Annotated in this window: 14 protein-coding genes and 3 tRNA genes; 5 read left to right on the forward strand and 12 right to left on the reverse strand. The window is 51.1% G+C overall.

The window, feature by feature from the left end:
* Nucleotides 1–179 precede the first annotated feature (179 nt).
* Nucleotides 180–2,210, forward strand: coding sequence for an NADPH-dependent 2,4-dienoyl-CoA reductase (locus BFW38_RS02710; RefSeq protein ID WP_068997003.1), 2,031 nt, complete (start codon nucleotides 180–182; stop codon nucleotides 2,208–2,210).
* A 177-nt stretch (nucleotides 2,211–2,387) separates the two neighbouring features.
* Here BFW38_RS02710 and BFW38_RS18075 read toward each other — a convergent pair whose 3' ends face one another.
* The 7 genes from BFW38_RS18075 to miaB all read right to left on the reverse strand — a co-directional run bounded on the left by BFW38_RS18075 (nucleotide 2,388) and on the right by miaB (nucleotide 10,737).
* Nucleotides 2,388–2,864, reverse strand: coding sequence for a hypothetical protein (locus tag BFW38_RS18075; RefSeq protein WP_068997004.1), 477 nt, complete (start codon nucleotides 2,862–2,864; stop codon nucleotides 2,388–2,390).
* Between the two features lie 247 nt (nucleotides 2,865–3,111).
* Entirely contained in the window at nucleotides 3,112–4,572 is a 1,461-nt protein-coding gene (locus BFW38_RS02720) for a phospholipase D-like domain-containing protein (RefSeq protein WP_084004413.1), read from the reverse strand.
* Between the two features lie 90 nt (nucleotides 4,573–4,662).
* Nucleotides 4,663–6,273 carry an apolipoprotein N-acyltransferase gene (lnt, locus tag BFW38_RS02725; protein WP_068997005.1) on the reverse strand — a complete coding sequence of 537 codons (1,611 nt, stop codon included), beginning with the start codon at nucleotides 6,271–6,273 and terminating at the stop codon, nucleotides 4,663–4,665.
* 216 nt (nucleotides 6,274–6,489) lie between these two features.
* Nucleotides 6,490–7,383 carry a CorC family transporter gene (locus tag BFW38_RS02730; protein WP_068997006.1) on the reverse strand — a complete coding sequence of 298 codons (894 nt, stop codon included), beginning with the start codon at nucleotides 7,381–7,383 and terminating at the stop codon, nucleotides 6,490–6,492.
* Nucleotides 7,384–7,647: 264 nt separating this feature from the next.
* Nucleotides 7,648–8,112, reverse strand: coding sequence for an rRNA maturation RNase YbeY (gene ybeY, locus BFW38_RS02735; RefSeq protein WP_068997007.1), 465 nt, complete (start codon nucleotides 8,110–8,112; stop codon nucleotides 7,648–7,650).
* Nucleotides 8,102–9,157, reverse strand: coding sequence for a PhoH family protein (locus BFW38_RS02740; protein ID WP_068997008.1), 1,056 nt, complete (start codon nucleotides 9,155–9,157; stop codon nucleotides 8,102–8,104). Before BFW38_RS02740 ends, ybeY begins: the two co-directional genes overlap by 11 nt.
* A 236-nt stretch (nucleotides 9,158–9,393) precedes the next feature.
* Nucleotides 9,394–10,737, reverse strand: coding sequence for a tRNA (N6-isopentenyl adenosine(37)-C2)-methylthiotransferase MiaB (gene miaB, locus BFW38_RS02745; RefSeq protein WP_068997009.1), 1,344 nt, complete (start codon nucleotides 10,735–10,737; stop codon nucleotides 9,394–9,396).
* 306 nt (nucleotides 10,738–11,043) lie between these two features.
* On the opposite strand from miaB, the gene BFW38_RS02750 reads away from it, so the two are divergent.
* Both BFW38_RS02750 and BFW38_RS02755 read left to right on the forward strand, forming a co-directional pair.
* A complete protein-coding gene (locus BFW38_RS02750; protein ID WP_068997010.1) occupies nucleotides 11,044–11,385 on the forward strand; it encodes a DUF1820 family protein in 342 nt (113 codons plus the stop codon).
* 164 nt (nucleotides 11,386–11,549) lie between these two features.
* Nucleotides 11,550–12,206, forward strand: coding sequence for a class I SAM-dependent methyltransferase (locus BFW38_RS02755; protein ID WP_068997011.1), 657 nt, complete (start codon nucleotides 11,550–11,552; stop codon nucleotides 12,204–12,206).
* A 112-nt stretch (nucleotides 12,207–12,318) separates the two neighbouring features.
* Here BFW38_RS02755 and BFW38_RS02760 read toward each other — a convergent pair whose 3' ends face one another.
* Nucleotides 12,319–14,421, reverse strand: a complete 2,103-nt coding sequence (locus tag BFW38_RS02760) for a carboxy terminal-processing peptidase (RefSeq protein WP_084004414.1) — start codon at nucleotides 14,419–14,421, stop codon at nucleotides 12,319–12,321.
* Between the two features lie 377 nt (nucleotides 14,422–14,798).
* Here BFW38_RS02760 and BFW38_RS02765 point away from each other — a divergent pair, with 377 nt between their 5' ends.
* Together BFW38_RS02765 and BFW38_RS18290 are read left to right on the forward strand one after the other, a co-directional pair.
* On the forward strand, nucleotides 14,799–16,088 hold the full coding sequence (locus BFW38_RS02765) for a M18 family aminopeptidase (RefSeq protein WP_068997012.1): 1,290 nt from the start codon (nucleotides 14,799–14,801) through the stop codon (nucleotides 16,086–16,088).
* Between the two features lie 348 nt (nucleotides 16,089–16,436).
* Nucleotides 16,437–17,759 carry a methyl-accepting chemotaxis protein gene (locus BFW38_RS18290; RefSeq protein WP_068997013.1) on the forward strand — a complete coding sequence of 441 codons (1,323 nt, stop codon included), beginning with the start codon at nucleotides 16,437–16,439 and terminating at the stop codon, nucleotides 17,757–17,759.
* 79 nt (nucleotides 17,760–17,838) lie between these two features.
* Here the strand turns inward: BFW38_RS18290 and BFW38_RS02775 are convergent, their stop codons facing one another.
* From BFW38_RS02775 to BFW38_RS02790, 4 genes are all read right to left on the reverse strand, one after another.
* Nucleotides 17,839–19,284: a catalase gene (locus BFW38_RS02775; RefSeq protein ID WP_068997014.1), complete on the reverse strand. Its 1,446-nt coding sequence runs from the start codon at nucleotides 19,282–19,284 to the stop codon at nucleotides 17,839–17,841.
* Nucleotides 19,285–19,699: 415 nt separating this feature from the next.
* Nucleotides 19,700–19,775 (reverse strand) — tRNA-Asn (locus BFW38_RS02780).
* Nucleotides 19,776–19,779: 4 nt separating this feature from the next.
* Nucleotides 19,780–19,855: transfer RNA gene (locus tag BFW38_RS02785), tRNA-Asn, on the reverse strand.
* A gap of 101 nt (nucleotides 19,856–19,956) precedes the next feature.
* A tRNA-Met gene (locus tag BFW38_RS02790) sits at nucleotides 19,957–20,033 on the reverse strand.
* Nucleotides 20,034–20,127 lie beyond the last annotated feature (94 nt).

The raw sequence follows: 20,127 nt of genomic DNA on the forward strand, positions 1-20,127 counted from the left end.
GCCTTGTTGATAAAAACGTTGTTGATAAAAACCTGGATCTATAACGGCGTTGATCAAGGGGGCTTAAGCGTATTGAACTTTTGGGGGGGATTGCTAAATTGCCTTAACCCATTGAAACTATCAGTCAGTTGTTTGAATTATAATCCTGACGTGATGACTGCGCTGGCTGGGAGAGATCCATGACGACTGATGACAATGCATTCTACCCCCATTTACTGGCACCGCTAGATTTGGGGTTCACTACTTTAAAAAATCGAGTCTTGATGGGCTCGATGCATACCAATCTAGAAGAGCATCCGGGTGGGTTTAGCCGTTTGGCAGCCTTTTATGCGGAGCGAGCACAGGCGGGTGTGGGATTAATCGTCACAGGGGGGATTGCGCCGAATCATCAGGGGGTTGTGTTTGATGGGGCGGCCAAACTGACCAACGATGAGGAGGCCGCATCACATCAGCAGGTGACCGAGGCGGTTCATGGGGCAGGGGGCAAAATCTGTTTACAGATTTTGCATGCAGGGCGTTATGCCTATAGCCGCGCCCAAGTCGCGCCCTCTGCTATTCAGGCGCCGATCAACCCTTTTACACCTCATGCTTTAACCGATGACGAAGTCGAAGCCCAGATCAATGACTATGTGCGATGCGCGTTATTGGCGCAACAAGCCGGTTATGATGGCGTTGAAATCATGGGGTCAGAGGGTTACCTGATTAATCAGTTTATTTGCCGCCGGACCAATCATCGAGAGGATCGTTGGGGGGGCAGCGTGACGAACCGGATGCGTTTTCCTGTGGAGATTGTGCGCCGCATTCGTCAGGCTGTGGGGGATGACTTTATTCTGATTTACCGTCTGTCGATGCTGGATCTTGTCGAAGAGGGCTCCACTCATGATGAGGTGGTCATGCTGGGACAAGCGGTGGAAGCGGCTGGCGCGACGTTGATTAATACGGGCATTGGCTGGCATGAGGCGAGAGTGCCGACGATTGCGACCAGCGTGCCCCGAGCGGCTTTTTCTGCCGTCACTCAGCGGATGAAGGCCGCATTATCCGTCCCCTTGATTACCACTAATCGAATTAATATGCCGGAAGTGGCTGAGCAAGTGTTGGCTGAAGGGCATGCGGATATGGTGTCGATGGCGCGCCCTTTTCTGGCAGACCCTGAGTGGGTACGTAAAGCGCAAGAGGGTCGGCATGATGAAATTAATACCTGTATCGCGTGTAACCAGGCCTGCTTGGATCACACTTTCCAGATGAAACTGACCTCTTGTTTGGTCAATCCGCGAGCTTGTCATGAAACAGAACTATCGCTCACACCGGTCGATCAACCTCGTCAGATTGCGGTGGTAGGGGCTGGGCCAGCGGGCTTGTCTTGTGCCGTCAACGCCGCAGCGCGGGGCCATCAGGTGACGCTATTCGAACAGCATTCGGACATTGGTGGGCAGTTTAATTATGCGCGCCGGATTCCAGGTAAAGAAGAGTTCCACGAAACCATTCGCTATTTCCGTCGTCAGCTTGAGATTACAGGGGTGACGTTGAAACTGAATACGCGAGTTGAGTCGGATCAGCTGCTGGACTTCGATGAGGTTGTGGTTGCGACCGGGGTTACACCGCGAGTGCCAGATATTGCTGGAGTTGATCATCCAAAGGTGATGCGTTATACCGATGCCATTATGTATCCCGAGCGGGTGGGCGCGCATGTGGCGGTGATGGGCGCTGGTGGTATTGGTTTTGATGTGGCTGAACTCTTGGTGCAGCAAGGGACGTCGCCGAGTGTGGATACTGCACACTTTATGCGTGAGTGGGGGGTCGATTTGCAGGCGTCAACGCCAGGCGGGCTGATCGATCGTGAGCCCCCGATGCCTGCACGAGAAGTGTGGCTTTTACAGCGTAAGACATCCAAGCCAGGTAAAGGCTTGGGCAAAACCACGGGCTGGATTCACCGATCATCGTTAAAAATGAATCAAGTCCGTATGGTGCCTGGGTGTGATTATCAACGGATTGATGATGACGGGTTACATTTAACCGTTAACGGCGAGCCCCAGTTATTAGCAGTGGATACTGTCGTGTTGTGCACGGGGCAGGAATCTGTGAATGAATTGATCGCCCCTTTAGAAGCGTTGGGACGATCCGTTCATTTGATTGGCGGTGCCGAATTAGCCGCAGAGCTCGATGCCAAGCGTGCCATTGATCAAGGCATGCGCCTGGCGGCTCGACTGTAATCGATGGCAGGTTATCCCCATGTCGAGTGATAACCTGTGGCGAGAGATAACCTCTGGTGGGTTATAAGCCAAGGAAGGTCATGACCCAAGGAAGGCCATAATCCAAGGATGGTCATGACCCAAGAAAAGTTATAACTCGCAGAGAGTCACGCTTTGTGCCCAATTCAAGCGCTGAGATTATTCAGCGCTTGTTTCATCCCGGCTTAATGAGCGTCCTGCATCCTGTAGGGCATCGCTCATATTGGCGTAGCTCTTCACTAAGCCTCGCTTCAGATGCTGCCATGCTTCATCTGAACCCGATTTCCACTCTTGCATTTGGGCCGACAATTCGGCGCGTTGGCGCTCAATGGCTTTCATTTGGGTGCGTAATGTCGCCCGGCTAGAATCACTGAGCTGATCCCAATGTTGGTTAGCCTGCTTTTTCAGCTGATTGTACTCACTGTCCAAGCTATTCATGACTTCTTGGCCCAAAGCGACGGCTTCATCGCGCCGCTCTGCGCTATAGTCTGACAAGCGTTCTAAGTCAGTACGGACTTCTTCGCTTAGTTGGTTCCATTGACCTTCTTCGACTCGTTCATTAGCAAAGGCTGCAGAACTCGTGGTCAGCAGCATCGCAATGGCTAAGGTCATCAAGGGATGGCGTTTACCAGACATAGAAACTCCAATTTCGGGTATGGTTTGATAAGGTTGTGATGCTGCTCTTAGACCGTTTTGGCACGGGAGCCAGCTCGCACAGCCTCATCACAAACATTTTGATCTGATGCGCTCTTTTGACCGGTATGGCCCGGTGAAGGCGTGATCAGACGTTCTAGTAATGAGATGCGGTAATACATAAAAGGTTTCAAGGGGGCGAAAACATCATGAACGCTGTGTTGGTCACTCTGAATGGATTGTGGATACGTTAAAGATAAGGTGTCAGCAGGCGAGCCGTGGCATTTCGAAGTTTTAAAAGGGGTGATTGTTCAGTCAAATCTTTCAATGTCAGCAGTTTACTTTGTTGCCAATGCTGATCAAAAGTGTCGTCCATTTGAGACGCAAGCCAGTCGTCATAACATTCCACGGCACACTCAAAGTTGAGTGCCAGACTGCGTGGGTCCCAGTTGGTCGAGCCTAGCAATAACCATTGGCCATCCACGGTAAAGCTCTTGGCGTGGCTGAAGTGGCCCGGTTGTAAGGCAATGTCGATGCCACGCATCAGTAGTGGAGACAAAAGGCCACGAGAGGCCCAATCCACCATCCGAATATTGTTGTGTTGCGGCAGCAATATTTTGATTTTTACCCCTCGCAGCGCTGCCGTAATCAAGGCATCTTCAAGGCTGGCATCAGGTAAGAAATAAGGCGTTATGATATGAATTTGTTGCTGTGCCGCAGTGATGGCGCCCAGTAGTAGTTGGCGTAACGCATCATAATCCTCATCTGGGCCATCTGCGATCACGCGAGCCAAGCTGCTGCCCGGTGTTTCGGGGGCGGGGAACCAGCGGGGGCCGCTTAAGACTTCTTTACAGGTGAAGGCCCAGTCTTCAGCAAAAACGGCTTGTAGTTCGTTCACCACCGGCCCTTCAAGTTGAAAATGCAAGTCGTGGATCGGCGCAGTGGGCTTCAGGGCCAAGCAATTGCCCAGACTGATATTCATCCCGCCAGTAAAGCCGTAGCGGCCATCCACCACCAATATTTTGCGGTGGTTGCGTAGGTTGATAAAAGGCAGGGTGGTGGGCATGCGTGGGGGTAAAAAAATAGCGTGAGGCAATTGAGCCGCTTTAAGTGGACCTCGAATACTGGGCCAGGAATAGCGTAACCCCATGCCGTCAATCAAGATCCGCACCGCTACGCCTCGCTGATGAGCGGCTTGCAGGGCTTCGACAAAACGTCGGCCCATGACGTCATTGTTGAAGATGTAGCTCGACAAGGTGATGCTGGTTTGAGCCCCCTGAATGGCCTGCAGCATGGCTGGATAGGCCTCATCCCCATTGATCAGCGGTTGTATACGATTACCGGCTAATAGGGGTTGGCGAGAAACTTGGCCGGCCAGCCTTGAGAGCGGCTGTAATGTGTCAGGAATGAACTGTTCGAGAGGGGTGACTTGGTGTGGGGCCAGATCATATTGGCCTTGTACTCTTGGCATGGCTTGGCGCAGGGCTGAGGCTCGACGCTTCACTCGGTTGATACCCAACATGAGGTAAGCCGTTGCACCAATCAGCGGTGACAGCCAGATCAGCCCCATCCATGCGACCATGGCTCGGCTGTCTCGCTTGTGCAAGAGCACATGGATTGCCGCGCTTAAGGCGATGACAAAAGAGCTGGCAGCAAATAATAGAGGCCAGATGTCATAAAGAAACTCATGAATCATCAGTGACGTTGCCATCCTCTGGCCTGAATATCAGGCGTTGTGCTCGATCGAGCTTAATTCTTGAGGCGACTCTTCAGTTGGCCTTGCCTTCAGTTAGACTTGCCTTCAGTTGGCCTTGTCTTCCGCCGGCGCAAGAGTCGCCCGTAAACGTTGGCGCCACCCCCAGAGTATCAATAAAGCGCTGATAAGATAAACCGGATAAGCGCCCCAACGAGAGTAGGGGGTCATGCCTTGATAAGGTTGGAGTAACGTCTTGCGGACTTTGGCCTCAAAACGAGGTAGTGCCATGTCGACTTGGCCCTCTGGGTTGATGACAGCTGTCATCCCGTTATTAGTGACGCGGACTAGAGGCTTGGCGGCTTCTAGGGCCCTAAAACGGGCAATTTGAAAATGCTGCAAGGGGCCTGCAGAACGGCCAAACCAACTGTCATTGGAGACAGTCAGTAGCCATTGAGCGCCTTGCGCTTGTCGTGCGGCATAACCCGAGTAAGCGACTTCATAGCAAATGAGCGGCGCCATCAGGGTATTGTCGACAGCAAGTAGGGGTTGATCGGCTGGGCCGGGAATAAAGCTGGACATCGGGAGATCAAAAAAGCGGATCAGACCTCTAAGCATGCTTTCCAGTGGTACATATTCGCCAAAGGGGACCAGCTTGTTTTTGAAGTAATGGCCTTGAATGTTCAGCTTTTGATCGTAATTGGCGGTGATTACGGTATTACGAAAACGTCTTGTCGTGCCTTCTGTACTGGATTGCGACACGGTGCCCGTAATCAGTGTGGTGTGAGGCGCCTGTTGTTTTAAAGCCTCAGCCATGACGGAGTAAGCCTGATGCTCCTCCAAAGGAAGTGCTGTTTCTGGCCAAATCAAGACATCCACAGGCTTGATACTGCGACTGAGATCCCAGTAGCGGTTCACGATATCGCGCAGATAGCGTCGATCCCATTTTTCTTCCTGGGGAATATCTGGTTGTACCAAGCCAATGGTCAGTGGTTGGCCGACAGGGTGAGTCCACTGTATTTGACCGATGGCCACTATCGCCAAGAGGATGCCAATAAAGGCGGTCGGCGGTATCCAGCGTTTGGGTCGTGGCAAGAGGTCGGTAAGCCGATAGCCCATGGGGAGGCGTATTTCCAGAGTGGGAAAGCTCAGCCATATGGTACGCGCGATCAATAAACTCATGAGCACAATCACGCCGCTGACGCCATTGACGCCGATCACGGGGGCAAGATTGGCCAACCAAGTATCGGTTTGCGTTGTGCCTAAATAGAGCCAAGGAAAGCCCGTTAAAAACCAGCCTCTAAAGGCCTCCATCAGTACCCACAATGCTGGGAATGTCAGCAAAATAGGGGCTTGCTTGAGCCAGCGGCGCCAGAGCCAGCCGTGCAGGGCTGTAAAGAGTGAAAGGCCTGCGACAAATAGCAGTGTTAATACAATCGAGAGTGCTTCTGAAGCCCCCCCAAATTGATAAATGCTGACTTGAACCCAAGAGGCACCGGTACCGAAAAGCCCCATGCCAAAGATCCAGCCGCGCAGGGCCGCTAAGCCTGGTGTGACGCTATTGAGGGTGAACAGCCACAATGCAGGGGCAATAAAAGCCAGTGGCCACACATCCATGGGAGCCGTCGCCAGCGGAATAAAGGCTCCCGCGAACAACGCAACTAAGTGGCCGGGGAGTTGCGGGCCTGAAAGTGCGCCTTGCAGGCGGGCAAGCTTCATGGCAATCCTTATGAATTGATTCAGTGATTAGGCAATACTGAAGAGTTCAATAACTGAAGAGTTCAATACAGGCATTCGGCTGGGTCGTTTTAGGCCAAGTCGTTTTAGATCTGACTGCTTGGGACCTGACCGCTTTGCCTTCTTCTCCATGAGAGTGCCTGATCTTAGGGGCAAAGCGGTCTGCTGTTAAGTGCTAAATCCTTTTAGGGTCGTCATTCAGTGATTTGAGTGGGGCGAGTCTTCTTTTGTGTCAGTGTTTTCAGAGCTGACTCCCGGACAGACATGTAATAACCGAATACGTCGATTATCCGCATTGACGATAGTAAAACGATAACCATCGATGACCGTTGATTCACCACGGTGGGGGAGATGCCCAAACTTTTGCATCACGATGCCGCCAATGGTATCGAACTCATCGTCGGAAAACTGACAATGAAAATGATCATTGAAATCATCAATGGGGGTCAGTGCCGAGACCGAAAACTGACCATCAGGTAAGGGGCGAATATCATCGTCTTCGTCAATGTCGTGCTCGTCTTCAATATCTCCGACGATCTGTTCGAGAATATCTTCGATCGTGACGAGTCCGGCGGTACCACCATACTCATCCACGACAATGGCCATATGCTGATGTGTTTCACGAAATTCGCGCAGCATGGAATACAGACCTTTGTACTCAGGAACATAGGTGGCTGGACGAAGCAGAGTCCTGATGTTGAAGCTATCCATTTTGCTGGGATCAAGAATCAGCGGTAATAAATCTTTTGCCAGCAAGACGCCGAGGACTTCATCGGGGTTCTCGCCAATGATCGGAAACCTGGAGTGTGCTGATTCAATCAGCGTGGGTAAAAACTCATGAGGATGCTGACCATCACGCACCACCACCATTTGAGAGCGCGGAATCGTGACATCGCCCACCTGCATATCGGTCAGCTTGAGGGCGCCCTCAATGACGATCATCGCTTCAGTGTCGACAAGTTGGCGCTCGCCTGCATCATGCAGGAAGTCCAGTAGCTCTTGCCGGTTGCGGGGCTCGCCGGAAAAGGCATTCAGTATTTTGTCGAGCCAAGTCTTCTGCCCTGGCCCGCTACTCGATCGGTCTTCGCTCATGGTTCCCAGTAATCAATTGTGGTCCTGTGGGGTGAGAGGTGAGGTCTGTCGCTCTCCAGCACCGAATAAGACAGCCCAAAACCCGTTGGGCGCCGTTTCAATCTTGCTACGTATGAATGACGCATTTTTTGATAACGCTAAATAGTGCTATCACTTTAAGTCGTTCTAGAAAATGGTGCCAGAGCGAATGCTTTTCAATAGGCTAAAGGTTAAGCAAGGCGGCTCTGGCATAGGGGATAGGGTGCGGTGCAATTAAGTTGTGTTTTATTCCAGATGGTAAGGATCCGGGATGGAGAGTTCAGCGAGGAGCTGAATTTCAATGCTTTCCATCGTTTCGGCCTCATCCGGATCGATATGATCATACCCCAGCAGATGTAAAGTGCCGTGGATGATCATATGGGCCCAGTGGTGAAATAATGGTTTTTCCTGGGCAGCGGCTTCTTCAGCCACAATATCCGCTGCAACGACGAGATCCCCTAAAAGGGGGAGGGGAATCCCTGGTGGCGCTTCGAAGGGAAAAGATAAGACATTCGTCGGCTTATCTTTTCCTCGGTAGGTGGCATTCAGGTGTTGCGATTCTTGGTTATCGACTAAGCGAACGGTGATTTCATCGCGCGTCTCATCGGGGTGTGCGGCTAATACCGTGCTGACCCAAAGTGCCACCTGGTCATGATCCGGGCAATCCACCGTGCCGCTGTATGCGGCTTGTAGATCAAGCTCAACGTCCATTCGTCGTATCCTGGTCGCTGTTGATTGCATCCGGGTGAGGCTGGTAGCCACTGCTGTCGCTCTGGTCCGCTTCGTCATAGGCTTCAACAATGCGTTGAACCAGCGGATGGCGAACCACGTCTCGGCTTTCGAAAAATGTCATGCCAATCCCTTGCACATTTTTAAGCACTTGAATGACATGGGTGAGGCCCGATCTCGTCCCACGAGGTAAGTCAATTTGGGTAATATCGCCAGTAATGACTGCCGTTGAACCAAAACCGATACGGGTCAGGAACATCTTCATTTGCTCTCGTGTCGTATTCTGACTTTCATCCAGAATGACAAAGGCATTATTGAGTGTCCGTCCTCGCATAAAAGCCAGCGGTGCAATTTCAATGACTTGTTTTTCGATCAGCCGATTGACCTGTTCAAACCCGAACATTTCATATAAAGCGTCGTACAATGGGCGAAGATAAGGGTCAATTTTTTGTGCCAGATCTCCCGGCAAGAAACCGAGCTTTTCGCCCGCTTCTACCGCAGGCCGGACCAACAATATACGACGAATCTCATCGCGCTGAAGTGCTTCAACGGCACAGGCGACAGCTAAGTAAGTCTTGCCCGTGCCCGCTGGACCAATACCAAAATTAATATCATGGCTGCGCACCATTTCGACATAGGCTTGCTGGTTTGCCCCGCGCGGTTTGATATTCATCTTCGGTGTTCGAATGGAGACCTGGCTATTGGGCGCTGCACCTTCTTCTTCGAGCGCTTCAATGCCCGCTTCTTGCAGGTACAAATGTACGGTGTCGGGCAATAGTGTTTCGTTAGCGGTGTCTTTATAAAGACGTTCCAGAAGGCTGGCCGCTACACGCGTATTTCGGGCTTCACCGGCCACCTGAAATTCGTGGCCACGGTTGCGCATGGTCACATTGAGGCGTTTTTCAATCAGGCGCAAGTGCTCATCATGGAGACCGCATAGGTTAATCAGGCGTTGAGGGTCTGCGGGTTCTAACTGAAGTTGAATAATCCGTTGAGACTCTTCTTGAGCAGATGATGTCGAGGTCAAGGTGATCCGTCCAGGTTTACAAATGACCCACCACAGGTGGGGTTAGTCAGTCAGTTGATGATGCCGGACTGTATGGTGCTGGTTGCAGTATATCGTATTCTGAACATGTTCTACTGCGGGCGAGCCTCAGTGTCAAATGGTGGCGTCATGATGCCGCGACACTGAGTGCATGCCCTTTTTCAGGGCATGCAGGCATCGTTCCGATTCTGTGTGGTTTCTATCGAACGCAAATCGTGTCAATAGCGGGCATCACTGATGAGTTGTCCACGCAATGAATTCGGCAAGGCTTCGGTGATTTCAACATCGACAAAACGGCCGATAGTGCCTGCCGGGTCATCACAGGGGAAGTTGACGACACGATTATTTTCGGTCCTGCCTGATAACTGGCCGGGGTCTTTGGGTGAGAAGCCACTGACAAGAACTCGTTGAGTGGTGCCGACCATTCGTCGAGCAATCTGCATGGCCTGCTGATTGATGCGGTCTTGCAAGATCGCTAAACGTTGTTTCTTGACTGATTCAGGGGTCTCATCAGGTAAGTCTGACGCCGGTGTGCCAGGGCGAGCGCTGTAGACAAATGAGAAGGACAGATCAAAACCAATCTGAGCGATTAGATCCATGGTGTCGGCAAAGTCTTCATCGGTTTCGCCAGGAAAGCCCACGATGAAGTCAGATGAAAAGCAGATATCCGGACGGTTGGCCCGAATACGCTCCATTTTTTCAATATACTCATCCCGAGTATGACCACGTTTCATGGCTTGAAGGATTCTGTCAGAACCAGACTGTACCGGCAGGTGTAAGTGGCTGACTAGCTCGGGCACCGTGGCATAGGCCTCTACGAGGCTATCCGTAAACTCAACCGGGTGGGACGTGGTGAACCTGATGCGGTCGATGCCGTCAATGGCGGCGATAAAACTAATCAGCTCAGCCAAATCGATTTCATCGCCCTCGTCATTCAAGCCACGATAGGCGTTCACATTCTGCCCCAGTAGATTGACCTCGCGTACACCTTGTTCGGCCAAGTGTACGACTTCGGCAATGACATCTTCAAAAGGACGGGAGACTTCTTCGCCACGGGTATAGGGCACGACACAGAAGGTGCAGTATTTTGAGCAGCCTTCCATGATCGAGACAAAGGCTGTTGCACCTTCGACCTTTTGGGCGGGCAAACGATCAAATTTCTCAATTTCCGGAAATGTCACATCAATCATGGGAATATGATCTTTCTGAGTGGCATCAATCATATCCGGGACACGGTGTAGCGTTTGCGGACCAAAAATAAGGTCAACATGATTGGCGCGTTTACGGATGTTCTCGCCTTCTTGGCTGGCGACACAGCCGCCTACGCCAATGACCAAATCCGGGTTTTTGTCTTTGAGCTTTTTCCAGCGTCCGAGCTGGTGGAAGACTTTTTCTTGCGCCTTCTCACGGATGGAGCAGGTGTTGAGCAGTACAACATCCGCTTCGTTTTCGTCGTCGGTCAATTCCAGGGCGTGCGATTCGCCAAGTAGATCCGCCATACGGGCGGAGTCATACTCATTCATTTGGCAGCCGTGGGTCTTGATAAAAAGCTTTTTCGCCATGAGCCGGATATTGCCTCTGGAGTCGGTGATGAAGTATGTCGGGGTATCAGCATCGCCAGGTGTGGAGACACCCGGCTGACGATAATCGATATTGGTTGATAGCCGTTTAGTGCCATCTTATGTGGGGCCGATTATACGCGAGAGAGGCGAGTGGGCATACCGTCTATAATCGATCGATTGCTCGAAATAATACTCTCGTACCGGGTTGGCGCTACCATCATTATAGTGAGAGTATGCTATTCTCGCGCGCCATGAACGCTGCTGACTGGCGGCCCTTTTGACTGACAAACCTGTGACATCATTATTATGAGTAACGCAGATCCATTATATCGCATCCTGTTTGTCAATCAGGATCAAGTGTATGAGTTATATGCCCGTGGCGTGTACCAAAGTGACATGTTTGGCTTTATAGAAGTTGAAGAGTTTGTCTTTGGTGAACGGAGCGCCGTGCTGGTTGATCCTGGAGAAGAGAAGCTGCGCAATGAATTTAAGGGCGTTCGGCGAAGCTATGTGCCACTGAATGCGATTGTGCGGATTGATGAAGTGGATAACGAGGGGCCTGCGCGTTCGCGCGATTATCAAGGGGGGCCGAAGATCGCGACTTTTCCCACTTCAATGGTGCCCCCACGTCCACCTAGTGAGACATAGCGGTGGGGGATAGGGGATTGGTCATTTATTGATCATTCTGTCTTCGGCGAAGTGGGGATGCTGCTCTGCCGCGCTCATCCGAAGGATGTGCCCAGTGTTATCCACAGCCTTTGTGGAATAGTCGTCATGATGACGTTGGCTGCTTTTTGTCTGAGTGAGGTAAGATGAACCGACAATTCTGGAAGTCGATATGGGCCGAAGGCGATACAGGGTTTCATCAGCTGTCGATTAACGCCCATTTGAAAAATTTCTGGCCGACATTAGATTTAGCCGCTGGGGCTCGGGTACTGGTTCCGCTTTGTGGTGCTAGTGAGGATATGCAATGGTTGGTGCAGCAAGGCCATCGAGTGATTGGTGTCGAGCTGGCCCAGGAAGCGATTGATGCTTTTTGCACTCGTCGTCATGAAACGGTGATTCGTGATCGGTTGCCCAATTTTGTTCGTTATCGTCAAGGGGCGGTAACGTTGTTACAAGGAGATTTTTTCCATCTCCATCCAAAGGATGTCGCTCATGTGGCCTGCGTTTATGATCGCGCTGCATTGGTGGCATTACCTGAGCCGGCTCGACACCGTTATGCTTTTCATATGGCTCAGCTGCTCCGACCAGGGGCCCAATTATTGCTTGTCGCACGTGAACAGCCCGCGGATCGACGTTCTCCCCCTTTCTCTGTAACTCAACCGCATTTGGACGCATTATTTGGCGTCAATTTTCATATCGATTGTTTACACCGCCATGAGCGTGACGATGGCGTGGTTGAACCGGTTTATCGGTTAACGCGTAAAGCGCCTGTGGTCCGGAGTATTTATCGCGCTCATGGGTAATGCATATTGATTCACTTCATTTGATCTGCTTAATCTGATTAACTTAATCGAGAAAAAGCCGCTTCAAGGAGCGGCTTTTTCTCGTAGTTTGTCTGCTGTTCGCGAAAGAGGATTAGTCTGGGCTGGCCATGCTCATGGCATCCAGCAGAATACGTCCTGTCTCGGTTAATACCGCTTGATCAAGCGGTGAGTCTTCGTCGTCTTCTTTGCCGGCTTCATCGGCTTTGCTTGTGTCATCGGGTTTGTCTTCGAGACTTTTCAGCGGTTCCAGATCCAGGGCTGCCCGACGTTTATTTTCCATGTCCAGCAATGACTGTTCTTCCACTTCATGTTCTTCATGACGAACCGTTTGACTCAGGCTTACGGTGGGGCTGCCACTATGGGACTGTAACCATTCAGACTGTTCGCGCAAATATTCGAAGTTAGGATCGTGCGTGATCCGAGCCTGATGGTGCTCGCGTAGTGCGGGCAGCAGATCTTTAATACCGTGCTCACGTGGTGGAATGACCGGTCGGACCTGATCCCAGGGGAGGGCGTGAGGCAGGGCGCTTTCTCCGATCTCTTTGGGGTCGATTAATTTCGGGTATTGAATATCTGGCACGACGCCTTTTTCCTGGGTGCTACCGCCTGAGATACGGTAAAATTTGGCGCGTGTCAGTTTGAGCTGACCGTGATTCAAGTTCACCAGACTTTGTACCGTACCTTTACCGAAGCTGGGTTCACCGATAATCAGGCCACGACCATAATCTTGAATGGCGGCGGCAAAAATTTCAGAAGCCGAGGCCGACATGCGGTTAACCAGCACCGCCATTGGGCCATCGTAAAAGATCTTACCGTCTCGATCGCCCAGAATGCTGACCTCTCCATCCGCATCACGGACTTGCACGGTGGGGCCTCGCTTAATGAAAAGGCCGACCAGAGAATTGGCTTCTTGCAGTGCACCCCCGCCGTTGTTACGCAGATCAATGACCAGTGACTCCATGCCTTCTTCTTCAAGCTCTTTGATGAGCTTGGCGACATCGCGCGTGGTGCTGCGATAATCTTTGCGGCCTTCGCGGGCACCTTCAAAGTCCAGATAGAACGTCGGCAGCTTGATGACCCCTACTTTATGGGTTTGGCCATCTTGTTCGATATCGATCATCTGCTTACTCGCGGCTTGATCTTCAAGTTGAACCGCATTGCGCGTAATCGAAATCACTTTAGTCGGCCCTTTGCCGCCATGCTGGACTTGCAGGCGGACAATGCTGCCACGTTCTCCGCGAATGAGATCGACCACCTCATCTAAGCGCCAGCCCGTCACATTAACCAGCTCGCCATCTTCACCTTGTGCGACTGCCAAAATACGGTCGGCAGGTTTGAGGTCACCTTGTTTATCGGCCGGCCCCCCAGGCACCAGACTGACAACTTTGGTAAAGTCATCTTCGGCTTGCAGCATGGCGCCAATACCATCCAGAGAAAGTTTCATCTGGATATTAAAGTTCTCTGTTCGGCGGGGAGAAAAGTAATTGGTATGTGGATCTATGCTGGTGGTGAACGCATTCATAAAGCTCTGGAACACATCTTCATTGTTGGTCTGTTCCAGGCGGCGTTGCTGCTGCTTATAGCGCTTGAGTAGTTGTGCAGCCGCTTCATCGGGAGTTTTATCGCTATTTTCCATGATGCTTAACAGCTCATTAGTTAAGCGATAATCCCAGTAGGCATCCAGAGTCGACTGATCCGTAGCCCATTCGGCTTCCCGGCGATCAGGTTGAAAGCGAATGTCCTGATCAAAGTGGAAGCTGTCGACATGATCGGTGAGTCGGCTGACCACGCGCTCTAATCGAGCTTGCTGGGCTTGATGGATGGTTTGGAAAACCTCGAACGGTAGATCCAGCTCACCTTGTTGCAGTGCATTGCGGATGCTATCTGTTTGTTGATGCCATTGTTCGACTTGATCCGCCAGGACGTAGGCCCGGTTAGGATCTAGCATCTTCAGATATCCATCCAGCGTTTCAGTCATGAGTTTGTCGCTGAATTCGACATCGGCGTAATGCTCTGTGGCCAATAATTCAGAGACTTCTTCGGCCGCTTCTCGTTGTTCATCGCTTGCCTGCAGCGAAGCATGAGCCAATGCGGGTAGGCATAAAATAGTGACCAGAAGACAGCGCCAGAATGCCTGTTTCTGCTGCTCGATGAAGGACCTAAAATGAGTAGAGCGCGATAGGGGCGCGGGCATGCGGGGTCAACTCCTTGGTTCCATGTCGGACGGGCTTGGCTGCCGAGTTGTGACAGCTCTTTTGCGTCCGGTATCAACGGATTACAGGGTTAGAATAACGGAAACTATTACTAATGCACCAATGACGTCGCATTTTTCCGTTAATTTTTACGTTTTATGGCCCGATAATGAACATCTTGCGCTTTGAATGCATCTGTTCGCCTATCGTTTTGACTTGGGCGCATGGCTATCTATGATAGCGTCTTGGCATTGAGGTTCCCTGTGGTCTGAAATGTGTGCGTAACGTGTGACGTGCGACTGGGTGATCTTTAATGTGGGAGCCTTAGAGGTTTGATCATCCGCGCTCAACTTAGAAGTAGGCGCTTGAGGAGTAGTCAATGATTGATCGTGATCCTTTTAATACCGGTTTGAAGGCTTTTTTAGCCGCATCGCCTTCACCTTATCAGGCGGTGACGTCGATGGAGGCGGCTTTATCTCAAGCGGGTTTTCAAGCGCTCGACGAGGGTGACGAATGGCGCCTAATGCCAGGCCAGGGCTACTACGTCGTGAGAGGTGGGAGCTCGTTGATCGCCTTTCGTGTCGGGCTGGGCGACATCGTGAGTCAAGGTGTTCGGATGGTGGGGGCGCATACGGATAGCCCTTGTTTAAAAGTAAAACCTAATCCAGAGCTCACGCGAGAGGGGATGCTACAGCTGGGGGTTGAGGTTTACGGAGGCGCCTTGCTGGCGCCGTGGTTTGATCGAGATTTATCTTTGGCTGGCCGAGTTTATTATCGTGCGCCGGGAGAGTCGTTACCGGTATCTGCATTATTGGATTTCGAACGGCCGATTGCCTTGATTCCGAGTTTGGCGATTCATTTGAATCGTGAGGTGAATAAAGGGCTGGAAATCAATGCGCAATTGCATTTGCCCCCCGTCATTCAGCAGGCTTGCGACGGTTTTGATTTCCGGGATTTATTAAAAGATGAGTTGAGCCAACAGGGCTATGTCGTCGATCAGGTGGTGGATTACGATCTCTTCTTTTATGACACTCAGGCACCGGCAAGTGTTGGGCTGGATGAGAGTCTGTTGACCAGTGCACGCTTGGATAACTTGTTGTCCTGCTGGACTGGGCTTCAGGCGCTATGTCAGACCACTACGGATCAAACAGCGCTGTTAGTGTGTACGGATCACGAGGAGGTTGGCAGTGCTTCCGCAGTGGGTGCCGAAGGGCCATTTTTAGAAAGCGTTTTACGTCGGTTAGCCGGCGGTGAAACCGACTATCAGCGTTTGATTCATCATTCCTTGCTTATTTCCTGTGACAATGCCCATGCCATTCACCCTAACTACCGTGATCGGCATGATGAGCGCCATGGTCCTCAGCTGAATGCGGGGCCTGTGATCAAGGTGAATGCCAACCAGCGTTATGCTTCGACCAGTGAGACCAGTGCTTTATTCCGCGAGTACTGCCGTGAAGCAGGGGTGCCGGTGCAGAGCTTTGTGGTGAGGTCTGACATGGGCTGTGGCAGTACCATCGGCCCGATCAGCTCAACTCAGCTGGGTGTTCGTACCGTTGATGTGGGAGCCCCGCAATGGGCCATGCACTCGATTCGAGAAGTGTGTGGTCGAGATGATGCCTGGTACTTGGCCCGTGCGTTAGAGGTGTTCATGCAAAGTCGCGAATGTTGAACGGGTTGATCAAAACGTCAGTGCCGATCAAAACGTGATCTACAATGGAGGCAGGACTGATTGTCCTGCTTTTTTGATGCCATCTGCTTGTATAGCTATTAACTTGTATTTGGTTGGTATGTTTTTATTTTGTTCTGTTCAGATTTCATACTATGCTGACCAAGATGTGTTGAAGGTGTGCTTTCCCTTTTGCTTCTCATCGCTGCCGCTTATTTTTTAGGTTAAGGCGGCGAGGTAAGGTTTGGCGCTGAGATTGAGTTGCGAGGTTTTTGGTGCTTGAGATCAAAAAGTAAATACATCCAATCATACCGTTAGTGGTGTTGTCATCTGACCGGGGATATGTGGCCTATGGCACTTTGGACTAAAAAGCAGGATGCGTATATTCGTCAGTTAGAGGCGCAGCTGTATAGCCTTAAAGCCAAGGATCAGGCCATTGAATCTGCAATGCTCGTTATCGAGTTTTCTCCTGAGGGGAGTATTCGTTATATCAATGCTCGTTTATTGAACCTGATGGGGTATCAGGAAAGTGAGTTAATCGGGAAGCCACACCGCTTGTTGTGTCCAGAAGCGGTCATGAATGAACGTGATTATCAACAGTTCTGGAATCGCTTAAGGCAAGGTGAATCGATTAGTGGCACTTTCCCCAGGCGAGATGTTCATGATCAAACGTTATGGTTAGAAGGGAGTTATCTGCCGATCAAAGATGAGCAAGGACGTGTGACCGGAGTGCTCAAGCATGCCTCTGATGTGACACAGCAAACTCAACAGCAGATGACCCATCAAAGTGTGTTTGAGGCGTTGGATAAGGCCATGGCGATTATCGAGTTTGATATTGAAGGCCATGTCTTGACCGCGAACCAGAACTTTTTATCGGCGATGGGATATTCCTTGAGCCAACTGAAAGGGCAATCCCATCGTATTTTTTGTACCCCGGAAGCGGTCGCCAGCGATGACTACCAGCATTTCTGGTCTCAGTTACGGCGAGGACAGTTTGTCTCTGGGCGCTTCCAACGAATTGCTCAAGATGGACGTAGCGTTTGGCTGGAAGCCAGTTATAACCCCGTGATTAGCGCTTCTGGCCAGGTGTTGAAGATTGTGAAATTTGCAACCGACATCAGTGCTGAAGTTGATCAGCAGCAAGCCGAATCACAAGCGGCACACATGGCTTATGAAGTGTCATTGCAGACTCAAACGACGGCTCTACAAGGGGTTGGCAGTTTGAAGCAGTTAACAGCGTCTTTTAACCAGTTGTTTGCTGATATGCGAGAGCAGTCTCAGGAAGTGACTCGATTAGCCGAAGCTTCCGCTGAAATCGGTCAAATTCTCGGGACGATTGACAGTATTGCCGAGCAAACCAACTTACTGGCATTAAATGCAGCGATTGAGGCGGCTCGGGCGGGAGACAGTGGGCGAGGCTTTGCGGTGGTGGCGGATGAAGTACGACAGCTGTCATTGCGCACTGCAGCATCAACCCGTGAAGTGAGTAAGGTGGTGGTGCAGAACCGAGAGCTGAACTCACAAGTTGTTGAGCGTATTCAAAGTAGTTTGTCTTATGCGGATATTGCCTCTGAGCATGTCGCCCAGGTTGAGTTTGCAATCACTGATATTCAGAAAGGCGCTGACCAGGTTGTCTCAGCGATCAGTGCTTTTTCTAATACCTTATCCCATTGAGGGGGTCTCTACTTTGTATGAATAAATCCCGGCCTTAGGCCGGGATTTTGGGTTTTATGGGTGATGTCCGCTGAAAGGGTTAAGCCTGAGTCAAGGCGGTACGTACCCCTTGACCATAAGCGGGATCGATTTGGTCAAAAAGCCCAATCTGACGTTCAATAATGTCGTCAGGCACCCCAGCCATTGCCGCTGCAATATTGCGATAGAGCCGCGTTTTCTGCTCGTCGCTGAATAATTGCCACAAGGCTCTAGGTTGGCTGAAATCATCATTGCCTTCACGATGATCATAACGATCAGCATCGCCAGAGAGAGCTAAAGGCGGTTCGGCAACGTCGGGTCGAGCGACCGCGCCATTAAAAGAATTGGGTTCATAGTAGGCATCTGACTGGCCGCTTTGGTGGCCCATAAAATTCATTTGGCCATCCATGTGATAGTGGTGTACCGGACATTTGGGCTGGTTGACGGGCAAGGCTTCGTAGTGAGTCCCTAAGCGATAGCGGTGAGCGTCGGCGTAGCTGAAAAGGCGTGCTTGTAGCACCTTGTCAGGCGAGAAGCCTATACCGGGCACCACATTGGATGGCGACATGGCCAGCTGCTCGATTTCTGCAAAGTAATTGTCTGGATTACGATTGAGCGTTAATTCGCCAACCTCAATGAGTGGATAGTCGCTATGAGGCCAGACCTTGGTCAGGTCAAAGGGGTTGTATGGGGTGGTCTCGGCGTCTGCTTCTGGCATGACTTGAACGTGTAAGGTCCACTTCGGGTATTGGCCTTTTTCGATACTGCCGAAAAGGTCTTCTTGGGTTGATTCTCGGGTCTGGCCGACGATGTTGGCTGCCTCTTCATTGGTCCAGTGCTGATGGCCTTGCTGTGTTTTGAAGTGAAACTTAACCCAGAAGCGCTCACCATCATCATTCCAGAATGAGAAGGTGTGTGAGCCATAGCCATTCATATGGCGGATGTCGGTGGGTAAGCCGCGATCGGACATTAAGATCGTGACCTGGTGAAGGGATTCTGGTGATAAGGACCAGAAATCCCACATCGCGGTTGGAGAGCGTAAGTGAGTGCGTGGATGTCGTTTTTGAGTGTGAATGAAGTCAGGGAATTTCAGTGGGTCGCGGATAAAGAATACCGGCGTGTTATTGCCCACTAGGTCCCAGTTACCTTCTTCCGTATAGAATTTGACGGCAAAGCCGCGCACATCACGCTCTGCATCGGCAGCTCCCAGTTCACCTGCCACGGTTGAAAAGCGGGTGATAACAGGCGTTTGCTTGCCTACTTCACTGAATAAACGAGCCCGAGTATAGCGGCTGATATCTTGGGTCACGGTGAAAGTGCCATAAGCTCCCCAACCTTTGGCATGAACAACGCGCTCGGGAATGCGTTCGCGGTTCTGGTGAGCCAGTTTTTCGAGGAGTTGCCAATCTTGCATTAATACGGGACCGCGAGGGCCGGCCGTCAAACTGTTCTGGTTGTCGGCAATTGGGGCACCGGCAGTGGTGGTATGGTATGGACACTGGCTCATGGCGGTATTCCTCATCGTTGATAGTCACGGTCGTGCTGGCTGAACTGATGGCATCAGCATAGATGAGGCGAGTGAGCAAGGGATAACGAATTAAGTTTATCGGGGTGGTTGTTTTTGACTATTAAGGGCTCTTAGATTTAATTTAAAAACTATAAACTACACATTTGCTTTCGCCTAATCGCTTCTGTCAGTACTTTCAGCGCGTGACCATAACGACTTGCGACCCGACGCTTGAGGTGAGGCGATGTCGCCGGTTTAGAGGGTGCAGAGACTTTGATTGTTCGATCGTGGATTGCTAGATCGTGGGCGACGGGATCATCGCATAGGAGGCTGTGAAGACAGTGGGCGAAGGTGATTTCGTTATAACATGGGTCATAAAAAAAGCCCGCTTATGAATAAGCGGGCTTTTAGAATTTGGCTCCTCGAGCAGGACTCGAACCTGCGACCAATTGATTAACAGTCAACTGCTCTACCAACTGAGCTATCGAGGATTAGTGGCTCCCTGGGCAGGACTCGAACCTGCGACCAATTGATTAACAGTCAACTGCTCTACCAACTGAGCTACCAGGGAACATCTCAAGGTTGGTGCGCATTATAGGCATGGCATTTTTTATGTCAAGCCTTTGTCACCTTTGATCTTTTCGATCATCTCTCCACTTGAAAAGAGAGTGTTGGTGGCTATGCCCTGATTCGAACAGGGGACCCCATCATTATGAGTGATGTGCTCTAACCAGCTGAGCTACATAGCCCCGACAACGGAGACGCATTATACGTATTCTTTTGAGGGTTGCAACTACTTGTTTAAAAAAGTTTTTCGGCCGGTGTTTCTGCCCTTGTTTCTAA

The sequence above is a fragment of the Terasakiispira papahanaumokuakeensis genome (genome assembly GCF_001709345.1).
In the GTDB taxonomy this organism is placed as follows: Bacteria; Pseudomonadota; Gammaproteobacteria; order Pseudomonadales; family Halomonadaceae; genus Terasakiispira; species Terasakiispira papahanaumokuakeensis.